This is a genomic window from Rhodoferax sp. U2-2l (assembly GCF_020594515.1).
GTDB lineage: Bacteria > Pseudomonadota > Gammaproteobacteria > Burkholderiales > Burkholderiaceae_C > Rhodoferax.
In genome coordinates this window covers 1-18,594 of record NZ_JAJCTH010000010.1, presented here as the reverse complement: position 1 = coordinate 18,594, position 18,594 = coordinate 1, and the positions used below count along the sequence as shown (strand labels likewise).

Annotated in this window: 15 protein-coding genes and 2 pseudogenes; 11 read left to right on the top strand and 6 right to left on the bottom strand. The window is 62.3% G+C overall.

Annotated features, from left to right (window positions below):
- Positions 1–83: 83 nt before the first annotated feature.
- From LHU53_RS10380 to LHU53_RS10370, 3 genes are all read right to left on the bottom strand, one after another.
- The gene (locus tag LHU53_RS10380; protein WP_227332582.1) at positions 84–1,193 is read right to left on the bottom strand and encodes a 6-phosphofructokinase; all 1,110 of its coding nucleotides are present in this window, start codon (positions 1,191–1,193) and stop codon (positions 84–86) included.
- A gap of 551 nt (positions 1,194–1,744) precedes the next feature.
- Positions 1,745–2,374, bottom strand: coding sequence for a response regulator transcription factor (locus LHU53_RS10375; protein ID WP_227332581.1), 630 nt, complete (start codon positions 2,372–2,374; stop codon positions 1,745–1,747).
- Complete coding sequence (locus LHU53_RS10370; RefSeq protein WP_227332580.1) at positions 2,371–4,434, bottom strand: nitrogen regulation protein NR(II); 2,064 nt, start codon at positions 4,432–4,434, stop codon at positions 2,371–2,373. Before LHU53_RS10370 ends, LHU53_RS10375 begins: the two co-directional genes overlap by 4 nt.
- Before the next feature lie 118 nt (positions 4,435–4,552).
- On the opposite strand from LHU53_RS10370, the gene LHU53_RS10365 reads away from it, so the two are divergent.
- The 10 genes and pseudogenes from LHU53_RS10365 (at position 4,553) to LHU53_RS10320 (ending at position 14,766) form a co-directional block, all read left to right on the top strand.
- A complete protein-coding gene (locus tag LHU53_RS10365) occupies positions 4,553–5,488 on the top strand; it encodes a prenyltransferase (RefSeq protein WP_227332579.1) in 936 nt (311 codons plus the stop codon).
- A gap of 229 nt (positions 5,489–5,717) precedes the next feature.
- Positions 5,718–6,725: an ABC transporter substrate-binding protein gene (locus LHU53_RS10360; RefSeq protein ID WP_227332578.1), complete on the top strand. Its 1,008-nt coding sequence runs from the start codon at positions 5,718–5,720 to the stop codon at positions 6,723–6,725.
- 2 nt (positions 6,726–6,727) lie between these two features.
- Positions 6,728–7,615 carry a proline/glycine betaine ABC transporter permease gene (locus LHU53_RS10355; RefSeq protein WP_227332577.1) on the top strand — a complete coding sequence of 296 codons (888 nt, stop codon included), beginning with the start codon at positions 6,728–6,730 and terminating at the stop codon, positions 7,613–7,615.
- Positions 7,608–8,672 carry a glycine betaine/L-proline ABC transporter ATP-binding protein gene (locus tag LHU53_RS10350; RefSeq protein WP_227332576.1) on the top strand — a complete coding sequence of 355 codons (1,065 nt, stop codon included), beginning with the start codon at positions 7,608–7,610 and terminating at the stop codon, positions 8,670–8,672. The genes LHU53_RS10355 and LHU53_RS10350 overlap by 8 nt, the downstream gene beginning before the upstream one ends.
- A gap of 63 nt (positions 8,673–8,735) precedes the next feature.
- Positions 8,736–9,272, top strand: coding sequence for an SH3 domain-containing protein (locus LHU53_RS10345; protein WP_227332575.1), 537 nt, complete (start codon positions 8,736–8,738; stop codon positions 9,270–9,272).
- Positions 9,273–9,306: 34 nt separating this feature from the next.
- Positions 9,307–10,377 (top strand): mechanosensitive ion channel family protein, encoded by a 1,071-nt coding sequence (locus LHU53_RS10340; RefSeq protein ID WP_227332574.1) that lies wholly within the window; start codon positions 9,307–9,309, stop codon positions 10,375–10,377.
- A 43-nt stretch (positions 10,378–10,420) separates the two neighbouring features.
- Positions 10,421–11,500 carry a DctP family TRAP transporter solute-binding subunit gene (locus LHU53_RS10335; protein ID WP_227332573.1) on the top strand — a complete coding sequence of 360 codons (1,080 nt, stop codon included), beginning with the start codon at positions 10,421–10,423 and terminating at the stop codon, positions 11,498–11,500.
- A 110-nt stretch (positions 11,501–11,610) separates the two neighbouring features.
- Positions 11,611–12,606 (top strand): TRAP transporter substrate-binding protein, encoded by a 996-nt coding sequence (locus LHU53_RS10330; protein ID WP_227332572.1) that lies wholly within the window; start codon positions 11,611–11,613, stop codon positions 12,604–12,606.
- 103 nt (positions 12,607–12,709) lie between these two features.
- Positions 12,710–13,297 (top strand): annotated as a pseudogene (locus LHU53_RS10325) (TRAP transporter small permease); the annotation flags it as partial.
- Positions 13,298–13,482: 185 nt separating this feature from the next.
- Entirely contained in the window at positions 13,483–14,766 is a 1,284-nt protein-coding gene (locus LHU53_RS10320) for a TRAP transporter large permease (protein WP_227332571.1), read from the top strand.
- Between the two features lie 151 nt (positions 14,767–14,917).
- Here the strand turns inward: LHU53_RS10320 and LHU53_RS10315 are convergent, their stop codons facing one another.
- The gene (locus tag LHU53_RS10315) at positions 14,918–15,562 is read right to left on the bottom strand and encodes an MBL fold metallo-hydrolase (protein WP_227332570.1); all 645 of its coding nucleotides are present in this window, start codon (positions 15,560–15,562) and stop codon (positions 14,918–14,920) included.
- Between the two features lie 333 nt (positions 15,563–15,895).
- Between LHU53_RS10315 and LHU53_RS10310 the strand changes: the two genes are divergently transcribed.
- Positions 15,896–16,054, top strand: a complete 159-nt coding sequence (locus tag LHU53_RS10310) for a hypothetical protein (protein ID WP_227332569.1) — start codon at positions 15,896–15,898, stop codon at positions 16,052–16,054.
- A 226-nt stretch (positions 16,055–16,280) separates the two neighbouring features.
- On the opposite strand, the gene LHU53_RS10305 is transcribed toward LHU53_RS10310, so the two are convergent.
- Together LHU53_RS10305 and LHU53_RS10300 are read right to left on the bottom strand one after the other, a co-directional pair.
- Positions 16,281–17,060, bottom strand: coding sequence for a hypothetical protein (locus LHU53_RS10305; RefSeq protein ID WP_227332568.1), 780 nt, complete (start codon positions 17,058–17,060; stop codon positions 16,281–16,283).
- A 12-nt stretch (positions 17,061–17,072) separates the two neighbouring features.
- A pseudogene (locus LHU53_RS10300) lies at positions 17,073–18,334 on the bottom strand (Y-family DNA polymerase).
- Positions 18,335–18,594 lie beyond the last annotated feature (260 nt).

Sequence of the window (18,594 nt, the reverse complement as noted above, 5' to 3'; positions counted from 1 at the left end):
GCATAGGCCTTTTCAGGCTGCGACGGACAAGCCACCAACCCGGTACTTGGCAAATGATGGCAGGGGCTTCGTGTCGTGCTGCTTCAGTCGCCGAACGAGATACCGAGGTCACGCCCGGTTTGCAGGGTGTCGCAATCCATCGGCACATTGCGGATGTGGCCCGCCACTTCTTCCAGTCCGACATAGTCCACACCGTTCACGCCCAGCGACACCATCACACCACTTTGGCCGGCATCGAGCCCGCGCACGGCAGCGGCGCCAAAACGCAGGGCCGCCAGGCGGTCAAACGATGTGGGGCTGCCGCCGCGCAGCAAGTGCCCCAGCACCACCACGCGGGTGTCCTTGCCCGTGGCTTGGCCCAGCGCGTGGGCCACGTTCTCGCCGATGCCGCCCAGACGTTCGGCGTGGCCCACTTCAGCGGCGGCCACCAGTGCGCGGTGGCCGTCTTTGGCTTGCGCACCCTCGGCCACCACCACGATGGAGTACAGATGGCCATCGGCCTCGCGTTCGCGCAGCTTGGCGGTCACCTTGTCGATGTCAAAACCAATTTCCGGGATCAGGATGGCATGGGCGTTACTGGCAATTCCGGCGTGCAGGGCAATCCAGCCGGCGTAGCGGCCCATCACCTCGACCACCATCACGCGCTGGTGGCTCTCGGCGGTGGAATGCAGTCGGTCAATGCACTCGGTGGCAAAGCCCACGGCGGTGTCAAAACCGAAGGTGGTGAGGGTTTTGTCAAGGTCGTTGTCAATGGTTTTGGGCACACCCACCACCCGCAAGCCCTTGCGGTGCAGGGCGTCGGCAATGGTCAGCGAGCCGTCGCCACCAATGGATACCAGCGCATCGATCTCGTGGGTGGCAAAGTAGGTCAGCAACTCGTCCGAGCGATCGATCTCGCGCACCGTGCCATCGGGCATGTTCACCGGGAAATGCAGCGGGTTGCCCTTGTTGGTGGTGCCCAGAATGGTGCCGCCCAGGTGGCCAATGCCACGCACCTTGTCGCGGGTGAGGCGGTACACGCCGCCCTCGGCATAACGCTCCGGGAACATGATGCCGTTGAACCCATCGCGAATGCCGTAGCACTGCCAACCCAGGTTGTCGGCAGCGATGACCACCGACTGGATCACGGCGTTCAGGCCGGGGGCGTCACCGCCGCCGGTGCAGACTGCAATGCGTTTGATAGGTTTTTTCATGGGAGGGCCTCAATAAAACTAGGTCTTTGGACTGATGCATGAATTGTGCCGCAAGCACTTGGGTGTCAGTCTGCTGAAAGTTACATTCTTGAAACAAGTTTTCGCAGGGAGAAAGAGGTACCAAGTCATGTCGACATGCGTATGGCTAGCTATAACTTTTGTAGCCATTTGACCTGCGGGTTCGGTTGGCGCTGGGAGGGTGGGGCGGGTTGCATCGTGTTCGTGCACCGCTTGCATCGTTGGGGGGACTGGTCGGTGATGACCGATGAGACTGGGGCGAATGCTTCCGCGGCTGTCCCCCGCCCTGCGGGCTCCTCCTTGATGCCGCTGCACCATTCACCCCAGTCTCATCGGTCGCCAGCGCTGTGGGTAGGCCCAGACTGAATTCTTCACACTTCGCCCTTCGTTGGCTGACTCAGGACGGCGTGGCATTCAGCGCAGCGGCATCAAGGAGGAGGCCCGCAGGGCCGGGGGACAGCCGCGGAGCTGAATGCCGCGTCGTCCTGAGTCCGGGCGTACCCAAACAGCAAGCACCCCAAACACGTCACCTGTCACGCAGACCCCATCGGCTGCAAGCGACCGAGTTTGTGGGCCAGCTCAATGGCCGAACTCACGCCCATCTTCTCGAAAATATTGGCGCGGTGAAACTCCACCGTGCGGGCGGTGATGCCCAGGTGGTCGGCGATGTTCTTGTTGTAGTGGCCGCGGATCAGTTCGTCCAGCACCTCGCGCTCACGCGGGCTCAACGAGGTCAAGGCCTGGCGCAGGCGCTGCGCCTCGGCGTCACCCACCTGCATCGCGCTGGCCGCCGCCAGTGCCTGCGCCACGCGGTCGACCAGCTCGTTGTCCTGGAACGGCTTCTCCAGAAAATCCCAAGCGCCATTCTTGACCGCTGCCACCGCCATGCTGACATCGCCATGCCCGGTCAGAAACAGCACCGGCCAGGGGCAGCCCAGCGCCTTGAGTTGCTCAAAGGTGGCCAGCCCTGACAGCGGTGCCATGCGCAGGTCCATCAGCACCACCGACGCGCCCCAAGCACCCACCAGGGCCCGTGCGGCTTGCAAAAACGGCTCGCCACCGGCCCAGGTGGCAGGCGCATAACCGCGCGAGTCAAACAGCCAGGCCAGGCCATCTCGGATGTCCGGGTCGTCGTCAACGATGTGGAGTTCAGGGCGCTTCATGGGGCTCCTTCAGGCAACACCGCCGCCACCTGGGCCAACGGCAAAACAACGGTAAAACGCGCACCACCCAGCACCGGGTCGCGGCCCACTTCCAGCTGGCCGTGGTGCGCTTCGACGATGGAGCGGCAAATCGCCAACCCCATGCCCATGCCACCTTCCTTGCGGCTGACAAAGGCGTTGAAGATGCTCTCACGCGCTTCCTCACTGACACCCGGGCCGGTGTCGGCCACCGACAAGGCGGCCACGCCTTGGGCGCTGTCCTGGCGCAGGTCGATCCACACCTGCGGCTGAGCGCTGCCGATTGCCGCCCAGTCCTGCGCGTTGGCCACCAGGTTGTTCACCAGGTGCTCCAGCAGCAATTCGTCCGCATCCACCCACACCGGCTGGGCAGGCGCCGACCACTGGGCGCTCGGGCCGTCGTCGTCGCCGCGCACGGCCAGCACCCGTGTCAAAAATGTCACCAGGTCCAGCTGATGGCGCGACAGCTCACGCCTGCGGGCAAAGTCATTCACCCGGCGGATGATGCCGCCGGCACGGTCGGCCAGACGCGCCATGCGCTGCACCACCGGCAGCAGTTCGGGCAGGGTGATGGTGTTGTCACCCAGACGGTTCAGCAGGCCATTGGCAAAGCTGCTTAACGCGCCCAACGGCTGGTTCAGCTCATGCGCCAGGGTGGACGCCACCTCACCCACGGCGATCAGCCGGCCTGAGGCTTCGAGCTTTTCCTGCTGCTGCGCGGCCATGCGTTGCGCGCGTTTGCGCTCGCTGATGTCCATCACCGAGCTCATCCAGCCGATCTGCTGACCACTGGCGGTGTTGAGCGGCGCCTCATGGATCAGCACGTCGATCAGGTGGCCGTCGCGATGGGCAAACTGCACCTCGACGCCGTTACCCGAGGTACCGTGCGCAATGATGCCCTCATGCACCTGCACCAGCAGCTCGTGCTGGTCGGGCGGCCAGTACGGAAACGGCATCTTCAAACCCATCAACTCGTCCGCGCTGAAGCCCACCAGGCGCGTGAAGGCGTCGTTGACATACAGGATGCGGCCCTGCAAGTCCCAGGCGCGCAGGCCAATCGTCACCGAGTTTTCCATGGCGGTGCGCAGCGCGACCTGCGCCTGCAGCAGTGTCTGCACCCGCTGGCGCTTGACAAAGTCGCGTCGCAAGACATACAGCGCCACCAGCATGCCGAGTAAAAAAAGTACCGCCACCAGGAAAAAGATACGGGGCACGGTGGCGGGCTGTGCCTGGGTTAGCGCCACCTGCAAAAACAGGTCCACCCCCGGCAGGTTCAGGGCCACACGGTCCACCTGGAGGTCCGCCAGCTCAGGCCCACGGGTCAACATGTCCCCCGGCGCAGGCTGGTTTTCCAGCCGCACGCTGTGCGACTGGCTGAACCAGGTGGGCACCAGCGCCGCCAGCGCCTGCTGCAGCGACACCGCCGCCAGGTAGTTGCCAACGAAGTCGCCACCGTCAAAAAAGGGCACCGCCAGCCAGATCACGTCGGTGGCGGTGCCATCCGGGCGCAGCATCAGCCCGGCGTAGGCCGAGCGGCGCAGTCCTTGGGTGGTGGTCTGCATCAGCGTCAGGGCGTCGGCATTGTCAGGGTGCGCCTCACGGTCGCGCTGCCAACGCTCGGGGCCGAGCTGCAGCTGACCCAGCTGACCGGCGGGCATCCAGCCGCTGGACAACACCACACCGGGCTCGCGCCACAGCAGGCCACCTTGCACCTGTGGCGCGGACGTGTCGGCCTGCGGCTGCGCGTTGCTGGCCTGCAGTACGGCCTGGCGCGCCAGCACCAGCAGGTCGTCTTCCAGGCGGCGAAAGTGGAACTGCACACTTTGCTCCAGCCACTGGGCATCGGCGGCGCGGCGGCGGGCGGCTTCTTCTTCCTCAAAATTGTTCAGGTACAGCAGCAGCGCCACCACCGAACCCACCAGCAGCGCCAGCAGGCCCAGCAGCCACAGCAGCGTGACGCGGTTGCGCCCCGACGGCCGTGCCACCGTGGTTTGCAACAGCGCAAAGTCAAGAGAATGGTCAGCGGCGGGGTGGTGGGCCATGGGCAACGGGTTGGGGTTCACATCATAGTCAGGGCACGGCGGGCCCGGTCTGTCACATCATCCGGCCCGATTGATCTGTGTCACGGCGCTGGCGTGCGGGTCCGATAGATTCGGGGCGATGTCCCAAGCTGCAGTGCGCGAAATTTCCCTCCACACGGTGTGGCAACTGGCCCGCCCGGCCTCACTGAGCCTGACCGCCGTGGCTTGTGTGCTAGGGTTCAGCTCGGCGGCGGGTTGTGGTTATGCGCTGGACTGGGCGGGTGCCGTGGCGGCGCTGCTGCTGGCCTGCGGCTTTCACGCCGCGGTCAACATGCTGCACACCTGGCATCTGGCGCCGCGCGATCAGCGTCTGCCCACCCCACCGGCTGACGCGATGGAACCCTGGGGTGCGGCCTCGGGCCTGCGCCTGATCACCCAGGGCACCATCACCGTGACCGAGCTGCGCCAGCTGGCGTGGGCGCTGCTGGGGCTGATGCTGGTGGCCGGGTTGGCGCTGGCGGTGAAAGCCGGTGGCGGGCTGGTGCTGCTGGGTCTGGCAGGCCTGCTGCTGGCCTGGGCCTATGCCGCGCCACCCTTTCGTTTGGGCGCACGCGGCGGCACGGAGGTGGTGACCGCGCTGGCCTGGTGGCTGGTGGTGCTGGGCGCCGACTACGTGCAGCGGCACCAGTTTTTTGTGATTCCGGCGGTGGATGCGGTGAGTTTTGCGCTGCTGGCGGCGGCCATCCCGCTGGCGCAGCGGGCCACCCAGGCCGCTGACCGCACCACGGGCAACCCGCCCCCGGGCCTGGGCCCCAAAGGGCTCGCCGCGCTCGGCACGGCGCTGATGCTGCTGGCTTACGGCTGGCTGGTGGGCGGCGTGTGGATGCTTTACCACCCGCAGCAGGCGCTGTGGGGACTGGTGTCATGGCCGCTGTCGCTGGGTGCAATCGGCCTGCTGTGGTTGGCAGCCCGGCAGCCACAACACGCGCCATGGGCCTGGCGGCTGACCGTGGCAGCCGCCTTGGTGCACGGTCTGAGCATGGCGGGCGGTTTGCTGACCGTGACGCTTTTCTGACCCCGCGACGCGTCCGAGCCTGCGGGACCGGGCCCGCGCCTGGCAAAAACCGCTTGTCAGGTGCATTTTTTTTGAATTAAAATACATTTGTACAAAAGTACTTTTCTGATTCAGCGTTGCTTTTGGGCACGCACGATGTCGCCCGACCGCCTGTTTCACCACCCCGCCGTGGTGAGCGCCGCGGCCAGCTCCCGATGGGAGGCTGGTTTTTTTTCCACAAGGAGTCTTCATGCCACAAACCTCTTCTTTTCGTCTCACCCTCATCATCGGCACACTGGCATGGGCAGGTGCCCAAAGCGCACTGGCGCAGTCGTGTGGCCGGGTGACCGTGGCCAACATGAACTGGCAGTCAGCCGAAGTTTTGGCGCACGTTGACAAGCTGATCCTGAGCAAGGGTTATGGTTGCGAGGTTGAGCTGGTGCCCGGCGACACCATGCCAACACTGAGCGCCATGATGGAAAAAGACAAACCCGACGTCGCCCCTGAAGCCTGGATCAACGCCGTGCGTGAGCCACTGGAAGCAGCTATAAAAGACGGGCGCCTGCACTACGCCGCCCGCGCCCTGACCGATGGTGGCATTGAAGGCTTCTGGATCCCCAAATACGTGGCCGATGCCAACCCGCACATCAAGACCATTGACGACGCCCTGAAACACCCCGAGCTGTTCCCGGCCCCGGCTGACAAATCCAAGGGCGCGGTGTTCAACTGCCCGTCCGGCTGGAGCTGCCAGCTCACCGCCAGCAACGCCTACAAGGCCTGGGGTGCCGACAAGAAAGGCTTCATGCTGGTGGACACCGGCTCGGCAGCCGGCCTGGACGGCTCCATTGCCAAGGCGTATGAGCGCCAACAGGGCTGGCTGGGCTACTACTGGGCACCGACCGCCATTTTGGGCAAATACGACATGGTCAAGCTCGACGCCGGGGTGCCGTATGACAAGGTGGCGTACGACACCTGCAACACCAGGGCCGATTGCGACAACCCGACCAAAACCGATTGGGCCAAGTCTGAAGTGTTCACCGTGGTCACCGACCGCTTCAAGAAAACCGCTGGTCCGGCCAACGATTACCTGACTAAGCGCAGCTGGAGCAACACCACGGTGAACCAGCTGCTGTCATGGATGGGCGACAACCAGGCCACCGGTGAAGACGGCGCCCGGCACTTCCTGAAGACGCAACCCGCCGTCTGGCAGGCCTGGGTCAGCCCTGACGTGGCCCAAAAAGTCAGCCAAGGGCTTTGAGCATGGCTTGGTGGGACGACTTTCCGGCCATGGACAGCCAGTGGCTGAGCCAGCTCAGGCGCACCATTGATGGCGCGTTTCGCAGCTTCTCGCGCGAGTACGGCGAGGCGGTGGAGCTAGCGTTTGAGCCGCTGCGCCAATTTCTGTTGACCAGCGAGCGCTTGCTCACGCAGTCACCCTGGCCGGTGGTGATGGGCGGCATTGCGCTGGTGACCTGGCTGGCATCACGCTCAACCAAACTCACCTTGAGTACCGTGCTGATCCTGATGCTGGTGGGCTACTTTGGCATGTGGCAAGACACCATGACCACCATCTCGATGATTTTTGTCTGCACCATGGTCGCCTTGGTGGTGGGTTTGCCGATCGGGGTGGCCATGAGCCGCTGGGAGCGGCTGCAGCGCCTGCTCAACCCGGTGCTGGACGTGATGCAAACCATGCCCAGCTTTGTCTACCTGATTCCGGTGGTGATGCTGCTGGGCATTGGCCGGGTGGCCGGAATGATTGCAGTGGTGATCTACGCGGTGCCGCCGGTGATCCGCTTCACCAACCTGGGCATCCGGCTGGTCGACAAAGACCTGCTGGAGGCGGCGGACGCTTTTGGCGCGGCCACCTGGCAAAAGATGCTGAAAGTTCAACTGCCGCTGGCGCTGCCCACCATCATGGCGGGCATCAACCAGACCATCATGCTGTCACTGGCGATGGTGGTGGTGGCCTCGATGATTGGGGTGCCCGGGCTGGGGCAACCGGTGCTCAAGGCCATTTCCAACCAGTACTTCACCATGGGCTTGTTCAACGGGCTGGCCATCGTGGGCATTGCCATTGTGTTTGACCGCGTGTCGCAGACCTACGGCAAACGGCTGCAAAAGCATCTGGAGGTGGTCCATGGCTGAGCCAAATCAAACCAGCGAGTCGGTGGGCATCCGCATCAAGCACCTGTACAAGATCTTTGGCCCCAACCCGGCGCAGCATCTGCAAGCCGTGCAACAAGGCATGACCAAGCAGGAACTGCGCGAGGCCCATGGCCATGTGCTGGGCCTGCGCGACATCAACATCGACATGCCCGGTGGCGCCATTCAGGTGGTGATGGGTTTGTCCGGCTCGGGCAAAAGCACGCTGATCCGGCACATCAACCGGCTGATCGAGCCGACCTCGGGCGAGCTGTGGGCCGGACCGCACAACGTGATGGCCATGAGTCCCGGCGAGCTGCGGCGGTTCCGGCGCGAGCGCACCGCCATGGTGTTCCAGAAGTTTGCCTTGTTCCCGCACCTGACGATTCAGGAAAACACCGAGTTCGGCTTGCAGATGCAGCACGTGTCGCGCAAAAAACGCCAGGAGGTGGCGGTGCGCTGGATCGAACGGGTGGGACTGAAGGGTTACGAAGACAGCTACCCCAACCAGCTCTCGGGCGGCATGCAGCAGCGCGTCGGGCTGGCCCGCGCCCTGGCCAACGACGCACCGATTTTGTTGATGGACGAAGCGTTTTCTGCGCTGGACCCGCTGATTCGCGGCGACATGCAGTCGGTGCTGCTTGACTTGCAGCAAGAGCTCGGCAAAACCATTGTCTTCATCACCCATGACCTGGACGAGGCGCTGCGCCTGGGTGACCGCATTGCCATCCTGCGTGACGGCGAGGTGATCCAGCAAGGCACCGGGCAGCAGATCGTGTTGCAACCGGCGAACGAGTACATCAGCAGCTTCACCCGCGACGTGAACCGGGGCCGCGTCATCCGCTGCCGCACGCTGATGACGCCCGGTGTGATGGTGGCAGGCCCCAGCGTGGACGCCAGTCTGGTGATCGAGGAGGTGGCGCGCCTGCTCAGTGCCCAGGGCCAAGATGCCGCCAACGTGGTCAACAGCCGCGGCAAGCCGCTGGGCAACATCAGCATGAGCGACATCATCGCCGCCATGGTGCCCCCCAAGGCGCCAGAGGCATCCGCCACCGTGTGAAGCACCCGGTACCCAAAGCAAAACAGGAGGCCGGTGGGCCTCCGCCCCACAAGAAAGGACATCATGATTCGGTCCATCCAGACCCTGGCCAGCCGTGTTGGCGGGTCGACACCCGACGGGAGCCCGACGCGGGCACCCAGCCGTCTCACGCAGGTCGTCACCACCGGGGCACGCGGCGTGATCGCCCTGCTGCTGCTGGGATCGGCCGTCGGCCTGCAAGCCAGGGAGATGGTGAGCGTTGCCAAGCCGGAGATCAACATGCGCGCCGGGCCCGGCACCGGCCACCCCACGCTGTGGACGCTGGCCCAGGGCTACCCGCTGGAGGTGCTGCAGACCCAAGGCCAATGGTTCAAGGTGCGCGACTTCGAAAAGGATGTCGGCTGGGTCTACCGCCCGTTGGTCAGCCAAGTGCCCTATGTGGTGGTGAAGTCGCGCACGGCCAACGTGCGCCAGGCACCCAACACGCGCGCACGCATTGTCGACAAAGCTGAGTACGGTGACGTGATGCGCCAGCTGGAGCGCCGCGCGGGCTGGGTCAAGGTGCAGCGCACAGACGGGCCCGCAGGCTGGATCGCGCGCCAGCTGCTTTGGGGCCGATGACCCGCCCGCTCTTGACGACCTCGACAGGCCAGCCATGCTCCAACACCTGATGACCCACAACACGCTGCAAGACCTGGCCTATGCCTTGTTGGCGGCAGCGTCTTTCATGTTGCTGATGCACGCCTTGCGGCGGCTGATCTTGCACCGCCTGCAGCGGGTCGCCAAACACACCGACACGGTGATTGACGACTTCCTGGTGGAGGTGCTGTCGGCGACCCGCATCTTGCTGGCCAGTGCCCTGGGCCTGTATCTGGGCAGCCATTTCCTGACGCTGCCCGAGACGCTGGGCAAATGGGTGGACCGCGCCTTTGCCGTGGCGCTGATCATGCAGGTCGGCTTCTGGAGCACGCGGGCGCTGATGTTCTGGCTCAAGCATTACTTCAGGCAGGGCGAATCAGAAGACACCGGCTCACGCGCCATGACGCTGTCGCTGCTGTCCTTTTTGGGGCGCATGGTGATCTGGGTGCTGGTGCTGCTGTCGCTGCTGGACAACCTGGGCGTCAATGTCACCGCGCTGGTGGCCAGCCTGGGCATTGGCGGCATTGCGGTGGCGCTGGCGGCGCAAAACATCCTGGGCGATCTGTTTGCCTCGCTGTCGATCGCCATCGACAAGCCGTTTGTGATTGGCGACTTCATCATCCTGGGTGAAGAAATGGGCACCGTCGAACACGTGGGCCTCAAAACCACCCGGCTGCGCAGCCTCGGTGGCGAGCAAATTGTGGTGTCCAACAACGACCTGCTGCAAACCCGCATCCACAACTACAAACGCATGCAGGAACGCCGCGTGGCCTTTGCCATTGGCGTCACTTACGACACCCCGGCAGACACGCTGGAACGCATACCCGTCCTGATCAAACAAGCCATCGCGGCACAGTCCGAGGTGCGATTTGACCGCGCCCATTTCAAAGGTTTTGGCGCGTTCTCACTCGATTTTGAAGCGGTGTACTACGTGCTCAGTGCCGACTACACCGTGTACATGAACGTGCAACAAGCGATCAACCTGCAGGTGGTGCGCAGCTTTGCCGCCGAGCAGATCAGCTTTGCCTTGCCGACCCAGACGCTGCACCTCCACCGCAGCCCCGGGCCGCAACGACCGGCGCCGTAAACCGGCGGCGTCGTTCGGGCCGCGGGTGGCCATAATCATCGCCATGCCCGCTGACCGTTTTGCCCGCCCTGCCTTGCCGACTTCGCCGGTGCACGCCGGGCGCAGGCGCTGGTTGGCTGGGGCTGGCACCAGGGCCGCTGCCCTGGCCGGTGCCGCGCTGCTGCCAGCCGCCCGCGCCACCGCGTCATCCCCCGAGATCACGCTGCGTTTTTCGCATGTGGTGGCCGAAGAAACGCCCAAGGGCCTGGCGGCCAACCGCTTCAAGGTGCTGGTGCAAGAGCGCTCGGACGGGCGCATTGGCGTGCAGGTGTTCCCCAACGCGCAGCTGTATGGCGATGCCGACGAAATGCAGGCGCTGCAGTTTGGCGCGGTGGATTTGGTGGCGCCGTCGCTGTCCAAGTTTGGCCGCATCGGGCTGCCCGAGTTTGAGCTGTTTGACCTGCCGCTTTTGTTTGACGACCTGGCCGCGGTGCGCCGCATCACGCTGGGGCCGTTGGGCCAGCGGCTGCTGCACGGGCTGGCGCGCCAGGGGCTGGTCGGGCTGGGTTACTTTGACAACGGCTTCAAACAGATGAGCGCCAACCGCCCGTTGCTGGCGCCGCAGGACTTTGCCGGCCTGCGCATGCGGGTGCAGGCCTCACAGGTGATCGCCGCGCAGATGCGCACGCTGGGTGCCCGGCCGGTCACGCTGCCTTTCAGCGAAACGCGCCGCGCGCTGGCCAGCGGTGTGGTGGACGGCACCGAAAACCCGGTGTCGAACTTCTGGACCCAGGCCATGCACCAGGTGCAGACCGACCTGAGCCTGACCAACCACGGTTACCTGGGCTACGCGGTGGTCACCCACCAGCGCCTGTGGCAGCAACTCAACACCCACGACCGCGCCCTGATCAACCAGGCCCTGCAAGAGGCGCTGGCCTTTGGCAACCAGATTGCCGATGCGCAAAACGACAACGCGCTGACCGCCTTGCGCCAGGCGGGCACCACCCGCGTGCACACGCTCACCGCAGCGCAGCGCGATCGGCTACGCCAGGCGGTGTTGCCGGTGCAACAGCAACTGGCCAGGCGCATTGGCCCGACATGGCTGCAGCTTTTGCACCAGGCGCTGGCACGCCAAACGCACTGATTCCGGTACTTAGGTGTAAACCCTACTGTTGAACGCCACAGTTGTTTTGGCGTGATGGCGGGGATACGCTCGCGCTCCCTCAGTCACCCAACCTCTGGAAACAAGCCACCATGAAAATGAAAATCGTCATCGCCGCTGCCATGCTGGCCGCAGGTTTGAGCGTCCATGCCCAAACCATCATCAAATTCAGCCACGTGGTGGCTGCCGATACCCCCAAGGGCAAGGCGTCGGAATTTTTTGCCAAGAAGGCTGCCGAGCTGACCAAGGGCAAGGTGAAGGTGGAGGTGTACGCCAACAGCGCGCTGTACAAGGACAAGGAAGAAATGGAAGCCCTGCAAATGGGTTCTGTCCAGATGTTGGCCCCGTCACTGGCCAAGTTTGGCCCGTTGGGTGTGAAAGAGTTTGAGGCGTTTGACTTGCCGTTCATCTTTGACGACCGCACCGAATTGCACAAGATCACCCAGGGCCCGGTCGGCGCTGCGCTGCTGACCAAGCTGGAATCGCGTGGCATCAAGGGCCTAGCCTACTGGGACAACGGCTTCAAGTCGTTTTCGGCCAATTCGCCGCTGAAGACGGTGGCCGACTACAAGGGCAAGAAGTACCGCATCCAGTCCTCCAAGGTGCTGGAAGAAGAGATCCGGGCGGTCGGTGGCATCCCGCAGGTGATCGCCTTTGGTGAAACCTACCAGGCCCTGCAAACCGGTGTGGTGGACGGCACCGAAAACCCGCCTTCCAACTTCTACACCCAAAAAATGCACGAGGTGCAGAAACACCTGTCCCTGACCAACCACGGTTACCTGGGCTACGCGGTGATCGTCAACAAGAAGTTCTGGGAGGCGCTGCCTGCCGACGTTCGCACGCCGCTGATGCAAGCCATGAACGAGGCCACCACTTACGCCAACCAGATCGCCCAGGAAGAGAACGACAAGGCACTCGCAAGCGTGAAGGCCAGCGGTAAAACCACCATCTACACCCCCACGGCCGAGGAGCGTCTGGCGCTCAAGAAAGCCATGGCCCCGGTGCACACCAAGATGGCCGACCGCGTCGGCAAAGACACCCTGCAGCAGATCTACCAAGCCACGGGTTTCGACCCCAGCAAGCTGTAAGTCCAGCCAGTCCGGAACCCCGCCCGGCGCTCAACCTGGCGGGTTTTTTTGTATCTAGCCCCTAAGGATGGGCACCATTAGCTATATTTAGCGGAGCAGCCGAATGAAAATCCTCAATCATCTGGAAGAGTGGCTCATCACCTTCCTGATGGGTGCCGCCACACTCATCATCTTTGTCGCGGTGCTGCACCGATATGCGGCGGGCTGGGCCATCCCTGGCGTGCAAGACTGGCTGCTGTCCCTGAACATGACCTGGGCGCAAGAGCTGACCATCATCATGTTTGTGTGGATGGCCAAGTTTGGTGCCGCCTATGGCGTGCGCACCGGCATCCATGTGGGGGTGGATGTGCTCATCAACCGCTTGACCCGCCCCAATCGCGCCAAGGCGGTGATCTTTGGCTTGAGCGCGGGCGCCCTGTTCACCTTCATTGTGGCGGTACTGGGCACGCGTTTTGTGTGGGAAAACGGCGCCCACCACTACTTCTTTACCCTGTTTGGCATGGACCTTGTGGACGTGCCCGAAGGCCCGACCACGCCAGACCTGGAGTGGCCCACCTGGATGGTGTACAGCGCCATCCCGCTGGGCACCAGCCTGATGTGCTTTCGGTTCTTGCAGGTTCTGACAAATTTCATCAAAACCGGGGACCTGCCTCACCATGATCATGGCCATGTCGACGGTCTGGACGAGGAACACCCGATCGCGGTCGATGTCAACCCCTACGCCATGGGTGACAACCTGCATCCGCGCGACCTGCACCACAAACCCGACGGCAGCTTGCACACAGCCACCCGCCTTGCGCGGGAGCAGGCAGCGGCCAAAGAAGCAGCGGACGCTGCCCGCGCTGCGGCGCAAGAAGCCAACAAGGGAGACCGTTCATGAACGCCGCCATCATCTTTATCCTGCTGGCGGTACTGATGCTCACCGGGATGCCGATTTCGATCTCGCTGGGGCTGACGGTGCTGACCTTTCTGTTTGGCTTTACCGATGTACCGCTGGAGTCGGTGGCCTTGAAGCTGTTCACCGGCATCGAGAAGTTCGAGATCATGGCGATCCCGTTCTTCATTCTGGCGGGCAATTTTCTGACGCACGGTGGCGTGGCCCGGCGCATGATCAACTTTGCTTCCAGCATGGTGGGCCACTGGCATGGCGGCCTGGGTCTGGCGGGGGTGGTGGCCTGCGCGCTGTTTGCCGCGGTATCGGGCTCCAGCCCGGCCACGGTGGTGGCCATTGGCTCGATCTTGCTGCCCGCCATGGTCAAGGCCGGGTTTCCCAACAAGTTTGGCGCTGGCGTCATCACCACCTCAGGCGCTTTGGGCATCCTGATTCCACCCAGCATCGTGATGGTGATGTATTCGGTGGCGACCAACACCAGTGTGGGTGCGCTGTTCATGGCCGGGGTGGTGCCGGGTATCGCGCTGGCCTGCGTGTTGGCTGGGGTCACTTACTTCCGCGCCCGCAAGTTCAACTACCCACGCTTGCCCAAGGCCAGCTGGCCACAACGGTTGAAGGCGTTCAAGGATTCCGCTTGGGGCCTGCTGCTGATCGTGATTGTGATGGGCGGCATCTACGCGGGCATCTTCACACCCACCGAGGCAGCGGCCATGAGCGCGGTGTATGCCTTTGTCGTGGCGGTGTTTGTCTACAAGGACATGGGGTTGAAAGACGTGCCCCGCGTGCTGCTGAACTCCGCCAACATGGCCGCCATGCTGCTCTACATCATCACCAACGCGGTGCTGTTCAGCTTCATCATGACCAACGAGAACATCCCGCAGGCCCTGGCCGACTGGATGCTGGGCAATGGCCTGGGCATGATCACCTTCCTGCTGGCAGTGAACGTGATCCTGCTGCTGGCGGGCAACTTCATGGAGCCCAGCTCGATCGTGCTGATCTTTGCACCCATCTTGTTCCCGGTGGCGATGAAGCTGGGCATTGACCCGGTGCACTTCGGCATCATCATGGTGGTGAACATGGAGGTGGGCATGTGCCACCCGCCGGTGGGACTGAACCTGTATGTGGCCAGCGGCATCACCAAGATGGGCATCACCGAACTGACGGTGGCGGTGTGGCCGTGGCTGTTGTCGATGCTGGCGTTCCTGATGCTGGTGACTTACTGGCCCGGCCTCTCCTTGTGGTTCCCGCGCATGTTGGGCATGATCTGACGGACAGCGCCTGAGCGTGAAAAAGCCCGGTTCAACCGGGCTTTTTCATGTCCGCAACCCCGAGAAATTAAGACACATCGCCCTCTAACTTTTTATCTACCGGGGCTGGCAGCTCTCTTTTTTTGAGCGTATCCAACGGCATTCCGACCGATCACACCACCGCGTCAGCCACATAGGGGTTGCTGCGCCGCTCGCGCCCAAAGGTGCTCTCCGGCCCGTGGCCGGGAATGAACACGGTGTCGTCACCCATGGGCCACAGGCGGTTTTTGATGCTGGCGATCAGCGTGGCGTGGTCACCCTGCGGAAAGTCGGTGCGGCCAATCGAGCCGGCAAACAGCACATCCCCCACAAACGCGCGCTTGGCCTCAGGTGAGTAAAACACCACATGCCCCGGTGTGTGGCCCGGGCAATGGCGCACCTGCAGCGTGCAGTTGCCCACCGTCACCGTGTCGCCGTCATGTAACCACCGTGTCGGTTTGAACAGCTTGGCGGGCGGAAAACCAAACATCTTGCTTTGCGCGGGCAGCCCGTCAATCCAGAACTGGTCGCCCTCACCCGGGCCGATGATGGGCAAGCCCAGGCGCTCAGCGAGTTCGCCCGTGCCCCCGGCATGGTCAATGTGCGCATGGGTCAGCCAGATCTGGCCCAGCGTCAAGCCCAGGCGCTTGACTTCGGCCAGGATCACATCCAGATCACCCCCCGGGTCAATCACGGCGGCTTGTTGGGTCTGGTCACACCAGACCAGGGAACAGTTTTGATCAAAGGCGGTGACGGGAATGGTGAGGTACTGGAACATGTTTCAAAAAAGGTTACTGATAACAAATTCTCAAAATTTATAACAAATTCTCAAAACTCGACTTTTGGCAATCGAACGTTGCCATAACAAATTCTCAAAACCAGTTGAGAACAAAGAACTTTTTAGGGTTTGAGTATGCACCGAAGTTACACCTGCGGTTCTGTGGCGCCCAAACCATAGAGATTCGGCATTTCAATCAAAATCCTTCTTCCTGAGAATATTGATCAGTCAAGCCTCCCAGAATGCTCGGCAGGGAGCCCCCATGACGCCAGAGCCAGGGCCAGAGCCAGTATCGACGCGCTGTTGGTTGCAACTGGTTGGCACCTCTGCAATATGGCTGATGCCAACATCCATGCCACTCGTGGTGTGGCTTTACGCGCATTTCCCCTCAATACCGGCTACGGCTTTGCCGACTACCTTCTATATATTGATGGCAAAGCCGCTGGCGTGATGGAAGCCAAGAAAGAGGGCCTCACCCTGAAGGTTGGATAGTTAGTGGTGCCAACGGCAGTTTAAAACTGACGGTGGTAGAAGCCGAAACGCCATCCGCTGTTAAGTTAAATCTGCCTCAGGTAGCTTAAACGCCTTCCGGGTCGACAGCCGCGGCCATCGAGTGAACGTGCTGGCCCGGACAACTGATTGCGGAGCTGACACGCTAGCCTGACGCGGTACCCGCCAGTCAGCATCCCGTCCTGACTGACTTAACGGCCGACCCCTCTCAGTCAGCCATGTTGCTGAAGTCCGCCTGATCCGGGAGATCCCTTCCCATTGATGCTGCGGCATTGATGGGGGTCGCCTTGGCCAGCGCCATCCAAACCTCAAACGGCAATTCCGGGCAAGCCCGCTTCGGCGCTGGCCGCATCACCTCCGACTGCTTGTTTTGGTACACCATCACCCTGCACGCCAGGGGAATCTCATTGGGCTTGGCAATCGGATGGCCGCTACGATCACAACCCAGCACATACCAGCACTGCCCACCCAGATCCAGATAGGCGGCGCGTTTGTCCGGGCGCTTGAGATCGCCTAGCAAATCCGCCCGGCTGACCTTGATTTCATGCACGATGGGCTCCAGATACGCCTGGACACTGCTGTTGCGGATCGAGAACACATCAGGCATCGCCATCTTCCAGCGTCCGGGTGTCTCCTCCTGTGGCGCCACCCAGGCCCTCAGGTTCAGGTTCTTCCAGACCAACCTGCCTTCACGCAGCAACACCTGGGTCACCTGATCCACCAGGGCCTCATGGGCTGACATCACCTGACGGTTGTTCTGGGCGGTTTGAGCCAGGTACTGGATACCGGCATCGGTCACACGCACATAGTCATGCCCGTCAAGGTTTTGTCTCTCCAGCAGTCCGGCAGCCAGCAGTTCAATCTCGATCACATCCAAACTGGGCCAACCAGCCGAGCGGTACACCTCCCGGAGCCTTTTCGCATGGATGCGTTTGAGCGTGGGTGCTTCCAGCGACGGTGCCTGCATGGGTGTTGCTGACTCTTGCATTCGGCCTTCCTCTCAAGCCTTGGCGGTGGGCATGTCTGCCAGACAGGTGGTGTAAGCCGGAGTCCGGCGTTCTTGTTTCATCGACCAAAGTCTCTTTTCACCCTTCAGACCGCTGCTTGCCATCTTCACCGTGCCACGGCCAAACCGCTGGTTTAACGTATCCAGAGAACACATCAGGCTGCCACGGTCTTTGCCTGTTTTGTCATCGTCCCAATCAAGCTCGCCTTGCTGCACCTGATCGGATTGCAGATCCATCAACATCACACCAGCCTTGGCGTAGTTGAAACCAGGTTGGTAGATGGTCCGCAAACCTGCCAGGGCCGCTTCCAGGATGACCGCCGTATCCGAAGTTGACCAGCGAATCGGCACATTGATGGAGCGGCTGTACTGCGGATCTCGTCGAAAGGGGCTGGTGCGGATGAGCACCAACACCAGTGCAGCTTGACTGCGGCACGGCTGGCGAACTCGGTCACCGCTTCCGCCAGGGTGGACAGTTCAGTCACCGGATGCCCAAAGGAGCGGGTACAGGCAATCTCCTTCTTGGGTGCAGGTGTGTGGTCCAGATCAATGCACGGTGTGCCCTGCAGTTCACGCACCGTGCGCTCCAACACCACCGACCAGCGGCGCTTCACCATGGCGGGGTCCAGCCGTACCAGGTCCAGCACGGTGGTCACCCCGGCTGCGGTCAGTTGCTTGGATATCTGCCGGCCCACGCCCCAGACTTCATTCACTGGCGTAGCGGTCAGTACGGCATCGAGTTCGTTCTGGGTCAACTTGGACAAGTCACACACCTGCGCCAGATGGTCTGGATAAATGCCCGGTTTGCGCTCGGCGGTCTTGGCCACATGGTTGGCCAGTTTGGCCAGTTTGGCCAGAGTCTTGGTGGCACCGATGCCAATGCCGCAGGGAATGCCGACCCACTGCAGGATGCGCGAACGGATCTTGTGGCTGCGGGCCACCAGGTCGCCGCGCACACCCGACAGGTCAATGAAACTCTCATCGATCGAATAGATCTCCTGGTGCGGGCCAAGCCCCGCAGCCAGGCTCATCATGCGGTCACTGAGGTCACCGTAGAGGGCAAAGTTGGCAGACAGGGCCACCAGCCCCGCTTCTTCTGCCAGGTGTCTGATCTGGAACCAGGGGGCACCCATGGCGATACCCAGCGCCTTGGCTTCATTCGAGCGGGCAATGGCACAACCATCGTTGTTGGACAACACCACCACTGGCAAGCCGTTCAGACTCGGACGAAACACCCGCTCACAGCTCTTCTGAATGACCCTAACTGTTAGTAGGGAATAAGTTCGCTATTTCACTCGCTGAGTAAAGACTAACACTTTAAGCAAAAAACACCACTCTAAAAAGCCAAATGTGTGCCCGGTTTAGGCTGTTATGTACATCTCTACATAACAGCCTCTATGCTCAGGTGACAACTATGCGCAGATGGTTGTTTATGAATGCCGTCAGCCCCTCTGGCAGTGAGACTTCGGGTCCGGCGAAGTCTGTGCATAGTTATGGCGTCTAAAGAACTCGCGTG

Coding starts and splice junctions, on each gene's coding strand:
- LHU53_RS10380 (WP_227332582.1), bottom strand. CDS start 1,193: ATGAAAAAACCTATCAAACGCATTGCAGTCTGCACCGGCGGCGGTGAC.
- LHU53_RS10375 (WP_227332581.1), bottom strand. CDS start 2,374: ATGAAGCGCCCTGAACTCCACATCGTTGACGACGACCCGGACATCCGA.
- LHU53_RS10370 (WP_227332580.1), bottom strand. CDS start 4,434: ATGGCCCACCACCCCGCCGCTGACCATTCTCTTGACTTTGCGCTGTTG.
- LHU53_RS10365 (WP_227332579.1), top strand. CDS start 4,553: ATGTCCCAAGCTGCAGTGCGCGAAATTTCCCTCCACACGGTGTGGCAA.
- LHU53_RS10360 (WP_227332578.1), top strand. CDS start 5,718: ATGCCACAAACCTCTTCTTTTCGTCTCACCCTCATCATCGGCACACTG.
- LHU53_RS10355 (WP_227332577.1), top strand. CDS start 6,728: ATGGCTTGGTGGGACGACTTTCCGGCCATGGACAGCCAGTGGCTGAGC.
- LHU53_RS10350 (WP_227332576.1), top strand. CDS start 7,608: ATGGCTGAGCCAAATCAAACCAGCGAGTCGGTGGGCATCCGCATCAAG.
- LHU53_RS10345 (WP_227332575.1), top strand. CDS start 8,736: ATGATTCGGTCCATCCAGACCCTGGCCAGCCGTGTTGGCGGGTCGACA.
- LHU53_RS10340 (WP_227332574.1), top strand. CDS start 9,307: ATGCTCCAACACCTGATGACCCACAACACGCTGCAAGACCTGGCCTAT.
- LHU53_RS10335 (WP_227332573.1), top strand. CDS start 10,421: ATGCCCGCTGACCGTTTTGCCCGCCCTGCCTTGCCGACTTCGCCGGTG.
- LHU53_RS10330 (WP_227332572.1), top strand. CDS start 11,611: ATGAAAATGAAAATCGTCATCGCCGCTGCCATGCTGGCCGCAGGTTTG.
- LHU53_RS10320 (WP_227332571.1), top strand. CDS start 13,483: ATGAACGCCGCCATCATCTTTATCCTGCTGGCGGTACTGATGCTCACC.
- LHU53_RS10315 (WP_227332570.1), bottom strand. CDS start 15,562: ATGTTCCAGTACCTCACCATTCCCGTCACCGCCTTTGATCAAAACTGT.
- LHU53_RS10310 (WP_227332569.1), top strand. CDS start 15,896: ATGGCTGATGCCAACATCCATGCCACTCGTGGTGTGGCTTTACGCGCA.
- LHU53_RS10305 (WP_227332568.1), bottom strand. CDS start 17,060: ATGCAAGAGTCAGCAACACCCATGCAGGCACCGTCGCTGGAAGCACCC.